This is a genomic window from Mycobacterium pinniadriaticum (assembly GCF_026242045.1).
GTDB classification, from domain to species: domain Bacteria; phylum Actinomycetota; class Actinomycetes; order Mycobacteriales; family Mycobacteriaceae; genus Mycobacterium; species Mycobacterium pinniadriaticum.
Genome location: NZ_JAPJDO010000025.1, coordinates 20,866 through 35,419 on the forward strand (window position 1 = coordinate 20,866; position 14,554 = coordinate 35,419).

Here is a 14,554-nt window from a genome sequence, read left to right on the forward strand (position 1 = left end):
TTGTCGGTGCGGTCTGGAAGATGGTTCTCATGACGTTCGTCGTCACGTCCGCGCCGGGTCGAGTGCGAAGCGGCCCCGGCGCCGCTGAGCGTGTTCTGACCAGTTCGTCCTCGGCCGCTTTGCACGTCGCCGGTGCGTCTCTGGAACACGGCCCGACCGGACGGGTCGGCCTGGAACTCGAGGCGCATTGCTTCGACCTGCACGATCCGCGGCGTCGCCCAGCGTGGTCGGAACTCAACGACGTGATCGCCACCGTCGGGGCGCTGCCCGGTGGAAGTGCCGTCACCGTGGAACCCGGCGGTGCGGTCGAGCTGTCCGGCCCGCCGGTCGACGGACCGGTGGCCGCGATCGCCGCGTTGACGGCCGACCGGGAAGCGCTGCGTTCGGCGTTCGCCGAGGCGGGTCTCGGCCTGGCACTGCTGGGCGCCGACCCGTTGCGCCGTCCGCGCCGGGTCAACCCGGGTGCCCGCTATCAGGCGATGGAGCGGTTCTTCGCCGCCTCCCGTACCGGTGGTGCGGGCGCGGCGATGATGACGTCGACGGCGTCTGTCCAGGTCAACCTCGACGCCGGTCCGCGCGACGGCTGGGCCGACCGGGTGCGGCTGGCCCACGCACTCGGCCCGACGATGATCGCGATCGCCGCCAACTCGCCGCTGCTCGCCGGACGGTTCACCGGCTGGGTCTCCAGCCGCCAACGGGTGTGGAGCCAGTTGGACTCGGCACGCTGCGGACCGATCCTCGGCGCCAGTGGTGACGACCCGTGCACCGACTGGGCCCGCTACGCGCTCAAGGCGCCGGTGATGTTGGTGCACACGCCCGATGCGGTGGCGGTCACCGAGCATGTCCCGTTCGCCGACTGGGTTGACGGTCTGGTGTTGTTGGGGGGTCGCCGGCCCACCACCACGGACCTCGACTACCACCTCACCACCTTGTTCCCGCCGGTGCGTCCGCGGCGCTGGCTGGAGATCCGCTACCTCGACAGCGTGCCCGACGAGCTGTTGGCGGCGGTGGTGTTCGTGATGGTGACGCTGCTCGACGATCCGGTCGCCGCCGGGCTGGCCGCTGAAGCCGTCGAACCGGTCGCCACGGCATGGGATCTGGCCGCCCGCGCCGGCCTGGTCGACAACCGGCTCTACGAGGCAGCCAACCGCTGTGTGGCCATCGCGGCCGAACGTGCCCCGGCGGAATTATCCGAGTCGATGCAGCGGTTGGTGCACAACGTGGAGAGTGGCCGCTGCCCAGCCGACGATTTCGCCGACCAAGCTATTCGCAGTGGCATCGAGCGCGCCCTGCTGCAGATGGCCAGGCCGGCATCGTGATCGGGCGAGACACCCTGGCCCTCGATCTCGACCGGGCCCGTCAGCGCACCCTGGCCCTCACCGACTTCGACGACGCCGAGTTACATCGCCAGTACAGCCCGCTTATGAGCCCGCTGGTGTGGGATCTCGCCCACATCGGGCAGCAGGAGGAGCTGTGGCTGCTGCGCGACGGCGACCCGAACCGGCCGGGCATGTTGCCTGCCGACATCGAGGGCCTGTACGACGCATTCGTGCACAGCAGGGCCAGCCGCGTCGATCTGCCCCTGCTGTCGCCCGCGCAGTCGCGCGCCTACTGCGGCAGTGTGCGGGCCGCGGCGCTCGACATGCTGGACAGCCTGCCCGACCGCGATGACGAAGCCGAGATCGCGTTCCGGTTCGGCCTGGTGATCAGTCATGAGAACCAGCACGACGAAACCATGCTGCAGGCGCTCAACCTGCGCATCGGAGCCCCGATCCTGTCCCCGCGCAGTGCATTGCCCGGCGGTAGGCCCGGTGTGGCCGGCACTTCGGTGCTGGTGCCGGGCGGTCCGTTCGTCCTCGGTGTCGACGCACAGACCGAGCCGCTGTCACTGGACAACGAGCGCCCCGCCCACGTGGTCGACGTGCCGGCCTTCCTGATCGGCCGGGTGCCGGTGACCAACGCCGAGTGGCGGCAATTCGTCGACGATGGTGGCTACGCCCAGCAGCGGTGGTGGTCGCCGCGTGGGTGGGAGCACCGGGTGCAGGCCGACCTGAGCGCTCCGGAGTTCTGGAATCGCGACGGCAGCCGGACCCGGTTCGGTCATGTCGAGGACATACCCGCCGACGAACCGGTGCAGCATGTCACCTTCTTCGAAGCCGAGGCCTATGCCACGTGGGCGGGTGCGCGGTTGCCCACCGAGATCGAGTGGGAGAAGGCCGCGGCCTGGGATCCCGGCGCCGGCGCCCGTCGCCGCTACCCGTGGGGTTCGACCTCCCCGAGCCACCGTGTCGCCAATCTCGGTGGTGAGGCGTTGCGGCCCGCGCCGGTCGGCGCCTATCCGGCCGGAGCGTCGGCCTACGGTGCCGAGCAGATGCTCGGCGACGTGTGGGAGTGGACCACCTCCCCGCTGCGGCCGTGGCCGGGGTTCACGCCGATGATCTATCAGCGGTACTCGGAGCCGTTCTTCGACGGTGACTACAAGGTGTTGCGCGGCGGTTCGTGGGCGGTGGCCGCCGACACGCTGCGCCCGAGCTTCCGCAACTGGGATCACCCGATCCGCCGGCAGATCTTCTCCGGTGTCCGGCTGGCCTGGGACGCCTGATGTGCCGACATCTCGGGTGGTTGGGCGAGCCGGTGTCGATCTCGTCGCTCGTCCTCGATCCGTCCAGCGGGCTTCGGGTGCAGTCCTATGCCCCGCGACGGCAGAAGCACGGGTTGCTCAACGCCGACGGTTGGGGCGTGGGTTTCTTCGACGTCGACGGAGGTGACCTGCGACGGTGGCGCAGCGCGGCACCGCTGTGGGGGGATGTGTCCTTCGCGTCGGTGGCGCCGGCACTGCGGAGCGGTTGCGTTGTCGCAGCGGTACGTTCGGCGACAGTGGGCATGCCGATCGAGGCGAGTGCCACGGCGCCGTTCAGCGACGGCGCCTGGTTGCTGTCGCACAACGGTGTCGTCGACCGCCGGGTACTGCCGGCCAGCCCGGCTGCCGAGTCGACGGTCGACAGCGCGATCTTGGCCGCGTTGATCTTCGAGCGGGGGTTGGACCACCTCGCCGACACCGTTGTCGAGGTGGGGTCGGCGGATCCGGGGGCACGGCTGAACATTCTGGCGGGCAACGGATCTCGCCTGCTGGCCACCACCTGGGGCGACACACTGTCGGTGCTGCGCCGCGACGAGGGCGTGGTACTGGCCAGCGAGCCCTATGATGACCATCCCGATTGGCAGGACGTCCCCGACCGCCACCTGGTCGACGTGAGCGCCGGGCGAGTGTCGCTGACCCCCCTGAAAGGATCCTCGTGACTTTCACGCTGTCGAACTACCTGGCCGCCGACTCGGCCACCCAGGCGCTGCGCGACGATGTGCGCAGCGGGCTGACGCAAACCCCGAAATCATTGCCGCCCAAGTGGTTTTACGACGCCGTTGGTAGCGATCTCTTCGACCAGATCACCAGGCTCCCCGAGTATTACCCGACCCGGGCCGAGGCGCAGATCCTGCGTGCCCAGTCACCGGCGATCGCCGCGGCAAGTGACGCCGACACCCTCGTCGAGCTCGGCAGCGGTACCTCGGAGAAGACCAGACAGCTGTTGGCCGCGCTGCGAGACACCGGATCACTACGGCGCTTCGTACCGTTCGACGTCGACTCGGGGGTGTTGGAGTCGGCGGGCGCAGCGTTGGGACGTGAGTATCCCGATCTCGAGATCGACGCGGTGTGCGGCGACTTCGAGGAGCATCTGGCCAAGATCCCGCGCGGCGGACGGCGCCTCTTCGTCTTCCTCGGTTCGACGATCGGCAATCTCACGCCTGGCCCGCGCGCGCAGTTCCTGGCCGCCTTGGCCGATACGCTCGATCCGGGCGACAAGCTGCTGTTGGGTACCGACCTGGTGAAGGACGCCGGTCGGTTGGTCCGTGCCTATGACGACGGCGCCGGTGTCACCGCCCGGTTCAACCTCAACGTGCTGGCGGTGGTCAATCGCGAACTGGACGCGGACTTCGACCTCGCCGCCTTCGAACACGTCGCACGCTGGAACACCGCCGAGGAGCGCATCGAGATGTGGCTGCGGGCAACGACTTCGCAGCAGGCGACTATCGGATCATTGGGGCTGCAGGTTGACTTCGCCGCAGGGGAGGAGATGCTGACCGAGGTGTCGTGCAAGTTCCGGCCGGAGGCCGTTGCGGAGGAACTCGCCGCGGCTGGGCTGCGCCGCACCCACTGGTGGACCGATCCGGCGGGTGACTTCGGCCTGTCGCTGGCGGTGAAGTGAGCACGCCGGAAACGCTGGCGCAGAACTGGCGTGATGCCCGGCTGCCCGCCGCCGGTGTACACCTGGACAGCGCCGCGTGTTCGCGGCAGAGCCTGGCGGTGATCGAGGCCGCCGCGGCGCACGCCCGCCACGAGTCCGAGGTCGGCGGGTACGTCGCCGCCGAGGCGGCCGCATCGCTGTTGGACGCGGGCCGCGCCGGGATAGCCGCGCTGACCGGACTGTCACCGGAAGACGTGGTTTTCACCACCGGCTCCGGCAACGCGCTCGAGCTTTTACTCGGTGCGTGGCCAATGGAACGCACGGTGGCCTGCCTGCCCGGCGAGTACGGGCCCAACCTCGCGGCATTCTTCGCCCGCGGGTTCGCGCGACGGGCGCTGCCGGTCGACGATCTGGGCCGGGTGGACCCTGACGCGGCGCGCACCGTGTTGGCGGACAACCCGCCGGCGATGGTGCACCTGACCGCGGTCGGCAGCCATCGCGGTGTCGTGCAGCCGGTCTCGGCGATCGCCGAAGTGTGCCGGGACGTCGGTGTCCCGCTGGTTGTGGACGCCGCTCAAGCGCTCGCACAGATCGACTGCGTCGCCGACGCCGATGCGGTGTACTCCTCGTCGCGAAAGTGGCTGGCCGGCCCGCGCGGGGTGGGTGTCCTGGCCGTTCGGCCGGCCCTGGCCGACCTGCTGCAGTCCCCGGAGTGGGCCGGCTCGCTCTCGGCGCTGCAGTGCCTGGAAATCGGGGAGGCCAATATTGCTGCGCGGGTGGGCTTCTCGGTGGCGGTTGGTCAGCATCTGGCGGCCGGTCCGGAGCTGGTACGGCAGCGGCTGGCCGCACTGGGATCCCTGACTCGCACCATGCTCGCCGACGTCGCCGGCTGGCGGGTGGTGGAACCCGAGGATGAGCCCACCGCGATCACCACCCTGGCGCCGACCGACGGAGCTGATCCGGTGCAGGTTCGTGCCCGGCTGATTTCCGAGCATGGCATCGTGACAACGGCGGCCGGTGTCGAGCGGGCACCACTGGAGATGACGACACCGGTGCTGCGGGTCTCACCCCACGTCGACGCCTACACCGATGATCTCGAGAGGTTCGTCACCGCGCTGCGCGCCGTAACCTGAAGCGGCTCAGCCCAAGAACTCATCGAGTGCCGCGCGCACGGATGGGGCCTCCGACCCCTCGGCGAGCTCGATCAGCGCAGCTTCGGCGGTCATGGCGACCCACAGTTGGGCGCTTTCCAACGGATGCCGGCGCCCCAAGACTTCGAAGTCCGCCTCGCACTTACCTGCGAACTCGGCGTTGCGCCGGCCGATCTCCGCTGCGACAGCGGGTTCTGCGCGGGCCTCCAGCAGTAGCGCCCGGATGCCACGTTGCTGCAGACACGTGTCGAGGTAGACCCGCGCCCCCGCCATCAACCGGTCGCGGCCGGGCGGGAGTTCACCGATCGCCCGATCGATGAGCTCGGCGATGTGGTCGTGAAATTCGCGGTGCAGCGCCAGTAGATAGCTCGCCCGGTCGCCGAAATGGTGAAAGAAACTGCCCTTGGAGACGCCCGCGTCCTCGACCAGTTGGTTCACGCTCAGTCCGGTGAGCCCGGTGCGCTCGGCCAGGCGCAGGCCGGACTCGATCAGCTTGGTGCGGGTCGCCGCGGCGGCGGCCTTGCGGCCGATTGCGGGTTGTGGTGCCACGGTTACGACGATAACATCTAGTTGACCGACCGGTCGGTCAATGAAAGGAGCAACGATGTCCACTGTGTCGACCAGGGTGGGCCCGGTGGCCTACTGCGATGAAGGCGCCGGACCCGTCGTCGTCCTGTTGCACGCGGTGTTGCACGACCGGCACGATTTTGACGCAATCAAGCCCGAACTCGTCCGTGACTATCGGGTCATCGCCGTGGACTGGCCGGACCACGGCGAATCGCCGGCACCGTCGTCGACCCCGAGCGCGGCGCTATATGCCGATATCCTCGAAGACCTGGTCGCCGCGCTCGACCTGCCGCCGGCGGTATTCATCGGAAGCTCGGTGGGGGGCTATTGCGCGGCGCGGCTGGCCATCACCGACCCGACCCGAGTCGCCGCGCTGGTTCTGGTCGACACCGGTGGCTTCCTCGGCGGCCCGCTGACCAACATGTACTGCCGGATCCTTGGGATGCCCGCGGTTATGCGCAGGGTGCTTCCGCGTTTCGTCCGCAGCTACCTAGGTGCGCAGAGCGACAACGACCAAGCCGTCCTACGCCGCGTTACCGAACGCGCGAACACCGACCAGGGAGTCCGGCTGGCCGCCGCGTTGTGGCGGAGTTTCGCCGCCGCAGATGCGGACCTGCGGGGTCGCGCGCCGCGGATCAGCGCGCCGACCCTGATCGTGTGGGGAGCGCGCGACACGGCGATCCCGGTGCGGTTCGGCCGCGGCACTGCGCGCGCCATTGCCGGCTCGCGCCTGGAAGTGCAGGACACCGGGCATCTGCCGTTCTCGTCGCAGCCGCAGAAGTTCCTTGCAGTGGTCAGACCATTCCTGGACGAGGCGATCGCGGCGGCCGCGTAGCGCTCAGGATTGGTTGCCGCGCACCCGACGGGCGTGATCGGGGCAGTACGCCCCCCGCGTTGTCGGCAGCCAGCCGTAGTCGACCAGCAACTCCTCGGTCGCGTGGATCTCGAACCTGACCCTGCCGTCGGCACGCACGGTCAGATCGATTGACGCGGTACATACTTCGCACACGATATGGCGCTCGCTGATTCGGTCGCGCATTCACCGATCGTAATGCGAACCTGGCCGTCCCGCAGTGCAAGCCGGCCACCGCCTGGGCCGGAGCTCATCCGTGCAGTTCCCAATGGGCCGCGTTGGAACCGGAATACATTGGGATGAAACCGGTTTGGATCATCGAGGGGGTGTCCAGACTTCGCGGACGGCGATCAGACGATGGGACAAACGCGGCGGCCGCGGAAGTGCAAGGGTCCGGATTGCGCTGCTCCCTGGCGCAATCCACAGATTCAGCTCGCCTTGTGCGCGCTGAGCAGGAAGGCCGGCATCTTCGCCCGGCCCTTGTCGTCCAGGTCGGGCGGCACCGCCCCGGCGGGGATGTCGGGGAGCTCCGGCTGGTAGGCATGGATGGTGGCCGGCCGGATGTCGTCGATCACGAAGTACTTCGAGACCGCCTTCCGCAGTTCGTCCTCGTCGACCTCGTTGGGCTTGGTCTCCAGCTCGGGCGGGAAGGCGCCTTTCGCGAACACCAGGATGTAGAGCTGGGCGCCCGGTGCGGCAGCTCGGTGGATGGCACGCAGATAGGCCTCGCGAGCTTCGACCGGCAGGGAATGGAACAGCGTGCTGTCGACGATCGTGTTGAACTGGCCGTCGTAGCCGGTGAACGAGGTGATGTCGGCGCACGCGAAGCTTGCGTTGCTCAGACCGCGTTCCTGCGCGGCCCTGGTCGCTGCGGCGATGGCGGTGGGCGCCAGGTCGATCCCCACGACGGTGTGTCCCATCGCTGCGAGCATCAACGCCAACTCGGCGTGCCCGCAACCTGCGTCAAGCACATCGCCGTTGATCTTCCCATCCCGGATCAGCACGGCGAGCTCGGGTTGCGGCTCGCCGATGTTCCACGGCGGCGGGCCGGGGAAGGCGCCTTCCTCCCGGTAGATGCTGTCCCAATCCATCAACTCAGAATCCATGGCCCACAACCTACTCGGCGACAGCGTCCCAAGTGTGAACCGGATCGTTGGTGTGCATCAGAACGCAGTAGCGACGCAGCATCTCGGCCAGTGCTCTCGGGCGCGTCATGCCCTGCCGTTGCAGCGCCTCCACTGTCGCGACCTGCCACGCCGATCCGTTGCGCCCGGTCTTGGCCCGGCCTTCGATCACGCCGAGATAGCGTTCGCGCACCTCCCCGGCCACCCCCCAGCGGCGCAAGCCCTCATCGGCCATCGGGAGCAGGATGCGCAGGACCAGCTCGTCGGGGGTGATCTCACCCAGGCCGGGCCAGTACAGCCGGGCATCCATACCGTGCCGCGCCGCTTCGACAAAATTATCGTGTGCGGCAGTGAAACTCATCTTGGTCCACAGTGGACGGTCCTCGTCGGACAGCACACGCAGTGCACCGTAATAGAACGCGGAGTTGGCCATCATGTCCACGACAGTCGGTCCCGCGGGTAACACCCGATTCTCCACCCGCAGATGCGGGCGGCCGTTGACGACGTCGTAGACCGGCCGATTCCACCGGTACACCGTGCCGTTGTGCAGCCTGAGCTCGGGGAGGTGCGGGGTCCGCCCGGCGGCCAGCTCGGCGATCGGGTCCTCGTCGGATAGTTCGGGCAGCAGCGAGGGGAAGTAGCGGACGTTCTCTTCGAACAGGTCGAAGATCGAGGTGATCCAGCGCTCCCCGAACCACACTCGCGGGCGCACCCCCTGGGCCTTCAGCTCGTCGGCCCGGGTGTCGGTGGCCTGCGCGAAGAGCTCGATGCGCGTTTCCGACCACAAGTGATGTCCGAAGAAGAAGGGCGAGTTGGCGCCGAGAGCCAGCTGAGGGCCGGCCAGCACCTGGGCCGCGTTCCAGTTCGCGGCGAAGTCAGTGGGCGACACCTGCAGATGCAATTGCATACTGGTGCAAGCGGATTCGGGAGCGATGGACTCCGAGTGCAGGCTCAGCCGCTCGGGCCCGGTGATGTCGATGAGGATGTCCTCGCCGCGGGCGGTGAAGATCGAGTCGTTGAGGGCCTGGTAGCGCAGCGACGGGCTCATCCAGCTGCCGGTGAGGTGCTGCGGCATCAGGGTCGGCAGGATGCCGATCATGACGATGTGGGCATCGTCGGTGTTGGCCTTGGTCTCGGCGGCATTCAGGCTGGCGCGGATCTCCGCCTCCAGCTCGAGCGCGGTGCGGCCGGGCAGCGGGCGCGGCGGAACATTGAATTCGATGTTGTAGGCGCCCAATTCGGTCTGATAGGCCGGGTCGGCGATCGCGGCCAGTACCTCTTGATTGACCATCGCCGGATGGTAGTCATCGTCGACCAGATTGCACTCGATCTCCATCCCGGTCAGCGGGCGGTCGAAGTCGAAGCTGGACTGCGCCAGCATCGTTTCGAACACGTCGAGACACAGCTGCACCTTGCGCCGGTACTCCTGCCGGTGTGCCCGGCTGTAGCTGGCGTGCTTGACCTCTTCGCCCACGGCGTTGATGCAACCGGTTCGGGGGATGCCGCGCAAGCGAATCACCGAGATCCCGGCGCCATCGGGCCAGTAGTACCCGGCATTCGAACGGTGAGGTACAGGGCCGGTTGCTCTATCAAGGTCTGGAACGGGCTCGCACGTGGACGCCGCGGTGCCAAGGTTATTTCGTATGCAAAAAGCACGCGTTATCGGGCAAACGAAAAAGTAAATAATTAATCTAACCAATAATTATTCCAATTCAGTGGAAATATTTGCTAGAAATCGGCATCTGAGCACGTCATAAGGATTAACGGATTTCTCCAAAACTGCCGATCGGACCTTCCTTCTATGCGATGCTACTGAAATAGGAATTCTCCAGCAAACAGCGACACGCGCGTCGGTCTATTGAAGAGACCTCCAAGGAGGCATGATGAGCGCATCGTGCATTTTCCGAAATACTGCGACTGACGCGAGCCGCCCCGATATCCGGCGGGTGGATCACCTCCCATGGACACCGGCTGCCTGCCCCTCGCGCTACGGGCAATACGTTGGGCGGGTCGGCGCGATCGCGGTGGCGCTGGGGGTGGGGGTGGGGTTGTCGAGCGGCGCGGTCGCCGCCGCTGATGACTCGGACTCGTCGTCCTCGTCGGTGGGGTCGTCGGAGCAGGGTTCGCCGTCGGCGACGAAGTCGTCGGGTAAGGGTTCGGTGCTGGGTAGGAATTCGGCTGGCCGCAGCCAGGTTTCGAGCTCGGGTGTTCCGCGCTCGGAGGTTGGGCCCTCGGGGGTGGCCAACGCTGCGGGGCCGGCGGCGACGGTTCGCAGCTCGGGTGGGGCGGTGTCGGCCGGACTGCGCTCGGGGCCGCGGAAAGCCGAGGCGAGCGCCGCGACCGGCGCCAAGACCAGCGCCGTCAACGGTCGTTCCGGTCCGGCCGTCGCGGGGTCGGCGCGCAAGTCCACACCTTCTGCCGCCACCACGAAGAGCGGATCGTCGGCATCGGTGCCCGCCGTGACCGCTGTCGATCGGGTCGCGGCCGCGACCACCGCTTCGCCTGCCATGCCCGCGCTGACGTCGACGAGTCGGCTACTGCCGGCTAATTTACTGCGCGCGGTGCTCGCCCGGGTGTTGAGCTGGTTCGGGTTTGATCCCAACGCCAATCCCGGCCAGCCCTTCGGCCTGGCGGTGCTGGCCTGGGTGCGCCGCGAGATCGAACACACCTTCTTCAACCAGGCCCCCACCACAAACTACGACCAGAGCGCCAACGGCCTGACCGTCGACGGGGAGCTCATCGGTGACCTCAACGGCGCCGACACCGAAGGCAACCGCGTGCGCTACGAGCTCGTCGACGACGCCGAGCTGGGTACCGTCGAGTTGCTCGACGACGGCCGGTTCAAGTACACCGGTGACCTCGCCGAAGGCCAAACCGATCAATTCACCGTCAGGGTCTTCGACGAGGCCGTGCATCTGTTCACCCGGCGGTCGACCTTCACCACGGTGACCGTTGGATCGGTCGACGACCACGACATCACCCACAGCACCGTCGACGGCAAAACCGTTGCCACCGGCAGCCTCAACTACGCCAAAAGCGCCGACGCCGACCTGAAGTACTACGTCGCCAGACCGGGCGCCTACGGTGAGCTCACTGTCGATGAGGCGGGCAACTACCTGTACACCCAAACCACTGACGCTGCCGAGTTCGGCCTGGAGACGTTCGACCACGTCAACATCAGCATTGTCGATGCCGGAAAGGTGAACGGCGTCGTCACCATCCACACTGTTCGGGTTGACGTCGCCCTCTCCGATGAGAACGGGTTGCTCGCAGTCGACGAACCCATTTCCGTCACAGCAGTCGCCGAACCGCCGGCGAGCGCCAGCCTTATTGACACCGCAGCGCTGACGGGCAGCGACCTGAGCACCAGCTCCAGCAACAGTGACTACTACACCTACACCTACGACAACTTCTCCAGCCAAACGGTCATGTTCGCCGGTTTCGCCGTCGGCGGGGACAAGACTGACCTGGCCGCCGATCCGGGCAACGTGGAGGACTATCCGGTCGTAGGCGCGATGTACCAGCCCGGTGAGTCCGCGACGATCAAAGTCGAGGAGGGCTACGAGGTCTACCCGGTCTTCGTCGGCCTGCCCAACGACGACAACACCAACAACGAAACCATCAGCGTCTATGTCTTCAAGGCAAATCCGGGGGGTGGCGCCAACTCCGTGTCCGGATGCCAGTCCGCAAGTGGCCTTCATGGATGCGGAGTGGTAGAGGAGTCGACGACGGTTATCGAAACCTCGTCGGGTGACTACGACGACTACACCGAGTCTTGGATGTCGGACGCCATCGGCGCGTCGGTGATCTATGACTCCGATGATGCGGCCAAGCAGGCCGACATCCTCAACACGGTGTGCAGCGCATCCGGTGCGACGTGCACGTTCACGGTTACAGCGAGCTCCCCGTCTTACACCGACTACGGCTCCGATCCGGTCTTCACCTACTACAACACCTCCGGCACGGCCGCTAACTCAACGGTGTCCAAGGAAACCGTCACCAATTCCACCACCTACAGTGTGGCCCTGAGCTCCACGCAGCAGGACACGGTGCTCGACACCATCGACACCGCGATACTGGAGGCATTCGGCTACACCGTCTCCGATGACTGGTCGAAGACCTACGATCTGCAGATCACCGATGTCCCGGCCGACTCCACGGGCTCGCTATACGCGGCATACCCGATCTATGTGATCGAGGGAGATTGGGACGTCACCCTCCAATATGCCGAGTGGGAACTCCAGGACACCACCTACAAGGTCGTCTCCGCCGAGTCCGACGGCACCTCCCTGGGCGACGCCGAATGGGACGTCAGCTGCGCCGACGACGGCTGCGGCTATGTGGCCAAAGAGGTTGATTCTGACGAGACGACCTCAGCGGCGTCACTGATCGCCGTGACGACTTCGCAGTCGGACGTCGACCTGGCCAGCACCACCGGCTACACCGCGGCAGGAGCCATCCAGGCCAGTACCGACCTCGACGACGTGCGCGGTTTGGCGCTCAGTGCGGACGGCCTCACGCTGTGGGCCACCAGCTACTCGGGCGAAGAGGCCGTTCGTGTCTCTAGCGCCCTGGGCGAGGACGACCTGACTGAAATAGCCTTGTACGAACCGGCCTTGGGAATCCTGCTCAACTCCGACGCCACCTTTGTCTACGTCACCGAACCCACCGCCGACGCGGTGTGGGTGTACGACATCCACACCGATAGCCAGTCGAGCGTCACCACCGACGGCATCCCCACCCGGCTAGCCCTCGACGAAAGCGAAGAGTGGCTCTACGTCGTCGACCAGGGCGCCACCGCGGTGGACCTCATCGACCTCAGCGACGGTAATGCGCTGTCTCGCGCCGCCGACGCCACCTACATTCCGATCGACATCGCCTACGGTTACGACAGCACCACGGGCGTGGCCTATCTCTACGTCGTGGACATCGAGGGATACTTGACCCCGTACGAGAGCCCGACCTCCACTGTCCCGTCCGGAGTGGCGAACCCCGTTGTCGAGGTCGGCAGTTACCCGTCGGCGGTGGCGGCCACCGCCGACGGTCAGACGGTCGTGGTGGCCAATGCCGGTGACAGCACAGCGACGATCTACGACGCCGCGAGCGGCGAAACCTCCACCGTCGCTGTGGGTTCTGCGCCGTCGGATGTCGTCATCAGCAGTGACGGCGAATACGCGTTCGTCGCCAACTTCCACGACGACACCATCACCGTCATCCGCATCGACTCCGCCGAAGTCGCCGGAACCATCGACGCCGGCTCCGGACCCGCCAGCCTGGCCGTCGTTGACGGCAGCGCCGGCGTCTACTTCGTCTACGTCGGCAACGCCCTCGACGACACCATCGACGTCATCGAAATCACGATCAGCAGCAGTTGATCGTATGTGGACGAACCGCCGTTGGCTGCGCGCGTTGGTGGCGCTGTGCGCCGTGGTGTCCGCGTGTAGCGGCCCGCCGGCCTCGGTCGACCCCTCCGCCGCACCGGACCGCATCGCCGTGACCAAGGCCGCCAGCAGCGGCGACGACTACACCTTCGGCATGGTCCTGACCGGCCCGGTCGACGACGACTCCTGGAATCAAAGCCACTTCGAGGGAGCGAGATACGCCGTCGAGCACTCACCCGGAACCCGATTCATCTACGTCGACGTGCTCAATCCGACCGATCGGCCGGAGGCGACCCTCGAACAGGCGGCCGAGGAACTGATCGACCAGGGCGCGAAGTTCGTGATCACCAACTCCGCGGAGTTTGCCGACGCCACCGACACGGTCGCCAGGGCACATCCCGACGTGTACTTCGTACACACCTCCGGTGACAATGTGCTCGCCGGAAAGTCCCCGCCCAACGTCGTCAACCTGATGGGTCGCACCGAGTACGCCAAGATGCTGGCCGGCTGTGCGGCGGCATTGCGGACCGCAACCGGGAAGATCGCCTACCTGGGCCCGCTGATCAACGACGAGACACGCAGGATGGTCAACTCGACCTACCTGGGTGCCCGGTACTGCATGCAGAACTACCGGAATCAATCGGCCGACGCGGTGGCGCTGTCGGTCACCTGGATAGGTTTCTGGGTCAGTATCCCCGGCGTCACCCTCGACGCCGCCACCGTCGCTGCCGACATGATCGCGCAGGGAAACGATGTGATCGTGTCGGGCATCGACAGCCCCGAGCCGATCGTTGCCGCCGAAACCGCCAGCGCCGCAGGCACGCCCGTGTGGACGGTGGCCCACGACACCGAGCGGGCCTGCCTTGACGCCACCGTGGCGTGCCTGGGCGTGAACTACCTCAATTGGGGTCCTGAGTATCTTCGACTGATCACCGCGGCACGCGCCGGCGAGCTACGACAGTCGTTCGACTGGATCGCTCCGGACTGGGACCACCTGACCGGCCCCGACGGCGGCCTGGTGGGCTTCCGCAACGGGCCCGCACTCAGCCCACTGCACGCAGCTCAGCTACACGCTTTCACCGACGAATTGGCCGGTGGCCTAGCGCTGTTCACCGGGCCGCTCGATTACCGGGACGGAACCCCGTTTCTGGCACCCGGCGCAACGCCTACCGACGAACAACTCTGGCATACCGAGCAGCTCCTGGCCCGCATCACGGGGAAAAGCGCACAGGGGTAG

General features: G+C 66.8%; 13 protein-coding genes. 8 read left to right on the forward strand and 5 right to left on the reverse strand.

Translation table 11 applies throughout. From position 1 onward, the window contains the following. Window positions 1-29: 29 nt before the first annotated feature. The 5 genes from egtA to egtE are packed head-to-tail and all read left to right on the forward strand — an operon-like array spanning window position 30 to window position 5,374. Window positions 30-1,319 (forward strand): ergothioneine biosynthesis glutamate--cysteine ligase EgtA, encoded by a 1,290-nt coding sequence (egtA, locus tag ORI27_RS22850; RefSeq protein ID WP_265999383.1) that lies wholly within the window; start codon window positions 30-32, stop codon window positions 1,317-1,319. After that, window positions 1,316-2,602, forward strand: coding sequence for an ergothioneine biosynthesis protein EgtB (egtB, locus tag ORI27_RS22855; RefSeq protein ID WP_265999382.1), 1,287 nt, complete (start codon window positions 1,316-1,318; stop codon window positions 2,600-2,602). The genes egtA and egtB overlap by 4 nt, the downstream gene beginning before the upstream one ends. Beyond that, the gene (egtC, locus tag ORI27_RS22860; protein ID WP_265999381.1) at window positions 2,602-3,300 is read left to right on the forward strand and encodes an ergothioneine biosynthesis protein EgtC; all 699 of its coding nucleotides are present in this window, start codon (window positions 2,602-2,604) and stop codon (window positions 3,298-3,300) included. The genes egtB and egtC overlap by 1 nt, the downstream gene beginning before the upstream one ends. Continuing rightward, entirely contained in the window at window positions 3,297-4,262 is a 966-nt protein-coding gene (gene egtD, locus ORI27_RS22865; protein WP_265999380.1) for an L-histidine N(alpha)-methyltransferase, read from the forward strand. The genes egtC and egtD overlap by 4 nt, the downstream gene beginning before the upstream one ends. Beyond that, complete coding sequence (gene egtE / locus ORI27_RS22870; RefSeq protein ID WP_265999379.1) at window positions 4,259-5,374, forward strand: ergothioneine biosynthesis PLP-dependent enzyme EgtE; 1,116 nt, start codon at window positions 4,259-4,261, stop codon at window positions 5,372-5,374. Before egtD ends, egtE begins: the two co-directional genes overlap by 4 nt. A 6-nt stretch (window positions 5,375-5,380) precedes the next feature. On the opposite strand, the gene ORI27_RS22875 is transcribed toward egtE, so the two are convergent. Further along, window positions 5,381-5,941, reverse strand: coding sequence for a TetR/AcrR family transcriptional regulator (locus ORI27_RS22875; protein ID WP_265999378.1), 561 nt, complete (start codon window positions 5,939-5,941; stop codon window positions 5,381-5,383). 55 nt (window positions 5,942-5,996) lie between these two features. On the opposite strand from ORI27_RS22875, the gene ORI27_RS22880 reads away from it, so the two are divergent. After that, window positions 5,997-6,794: an alpha/beta fold hydrolase gene (locus ORI27_RS22880; protein WP_265999377.1), complete on the forward strand. Its 798-nt coding sequence runs from the start codon at window positions 5,997-5,999 to the stop codon at window positions 6,792-6,794. A 3-nt stretch (window positions 6,795-6,797) separates the two neighbouring features. Here ORI27_RS22880 and ORI27_RS22885 read toward each other — a convergent pair whose 3' ends face one another. The 4 genes from ORI27_RS22885 to ORI27_RS22900 all read right to left on the reverse strand — a co-directional run bounded on the left by ORI27_RS22885 (window position 6,798) and on the right by ORI27_RS22900 (window position 10,430). After that, window positions 6,798-6,998 (reverse strand): hypothetical protein, encoded by a 201-nt coding sequence (locus ORI27_RS22885; protein WP_265999376.1) that lies wholly within the window; start codon window positions 6,996-6,998, stop codon window positions 6,798-6,800. Between the two features lie 242 nt (window positions 6,999-7,240). After that, window positions 7,241-7,918, reverse strand: a complete 678-nt coding sequence (locus tag ORI27_RS22890) for a class I SAM-dependent methyltransferase (protein ID WP_265999375.1) — start codon at window positions 7,916-7,918, stop codon at window positions 7,241-7,243. A gap of 10 nt (window positions 7,919-7,928) precedes the next feature. Beyond that, window positions 7,929-9,410 carry a glutamate--cysteine ligase gene (locus ORI27_RS22895; protein WP_265999374.1) on the reverse strand — a complete coding sequence of 494 codons (1,482 nt, stop codon included), beginning with the start codon at window positions 9,408-9,410 and terminating at the stop codon, window positions 7,929-7,931. A 513-nt stretch (window positions 9,411-9,923) separates the two neighbouring features. Continuing rightward, window positions 9,924-10,430 (reverse strand): hypothetical protein, encoded by a 507-nt coding sequence (locus tag ORI27_RS22900; RefSeq protein WP_265999373.1) that lies wholly within the window; start codon window positions 10,428-10,430, stop codon window positions 9,924-9,926. Here ORI27_RS22900 and ORI27_RS22905 point away from each other — a divergent pair. Both ORI27_RS22905 and ORI27_RS22910 read left to right on the forward strand, forming a co-directional pair. After that, entirely contained in the window at window positions 10,396-13,311 is a 2,916-nt protein-coding gene (locus ORI27_RS22905; RefSeq protein WP_265999372.1) for a YncE family protein, read from the forward strand. The two genes, ORI27_RS22900 and ORI27_RS22905, sit on opposite strands and share 35 nt — an antisense overlap. A gap of 4 nt (window positions 13,312-13,315) precedes the next feature. Next, on the forward strand, window positions 13,316-14,554 hold the full coding sequence (locus ORI27_RS22910; RefSeq protein WP_265999371.1) for a BMP family lipoprotein: 1,239 nt from the start codon (window positions 13,316-13,318) through the stop codon (window positions 14,552-14,554).

What these genes read in the sequence shown, in the direction of transcription:
- ORI27_RS22885 (WP_265999376.1), bottom strand. Translation starts at nt 6,998, where the DNA reads ATGCGCGACCGAATCAGCGAGCGCCATATCGTGTGCGAAGTATGTACC.
- ORI27_RS22890 (WP_265999375.1), bottom strand. Translation starts at nt 7,918, where the DNA reads ATGGATTCTGAGTTGATGGATTGGGACAGCATCTACCGGGAGGAAGGC.
- egtA (WP_265999383.1), top strand. Translation starts at nt 30, where the DNA reads ATGACGTTCGTCGTCACGTCCGCGCCGGGTCGAGTGCGAAGCGGCCCC.
- egtC (WP_265999381.1), top strand. Translation starts at nt 2,602, where the DNA reads ATGTGCCGACATCTCGGGTGGTTGGGCGAGCCGGTGTCGATCTCGTCG.
- ORI27_RS22880 (WP_265999377.1), top strand. Translation starts at nt 5,997, where the DNA reads ATGTCCACTGTGTCGACCAGGGTGGGCCCGGTGGCCTACTGCGATGAA.
- ORI27_RS22910 (WP_265999371.1), top strand. Translation starts at nt 13,316, where the DNA reads ATGTGGACGAACCGCCGTTGGCTGCGCGCGTTGGTGGCGCTGTGCGCC.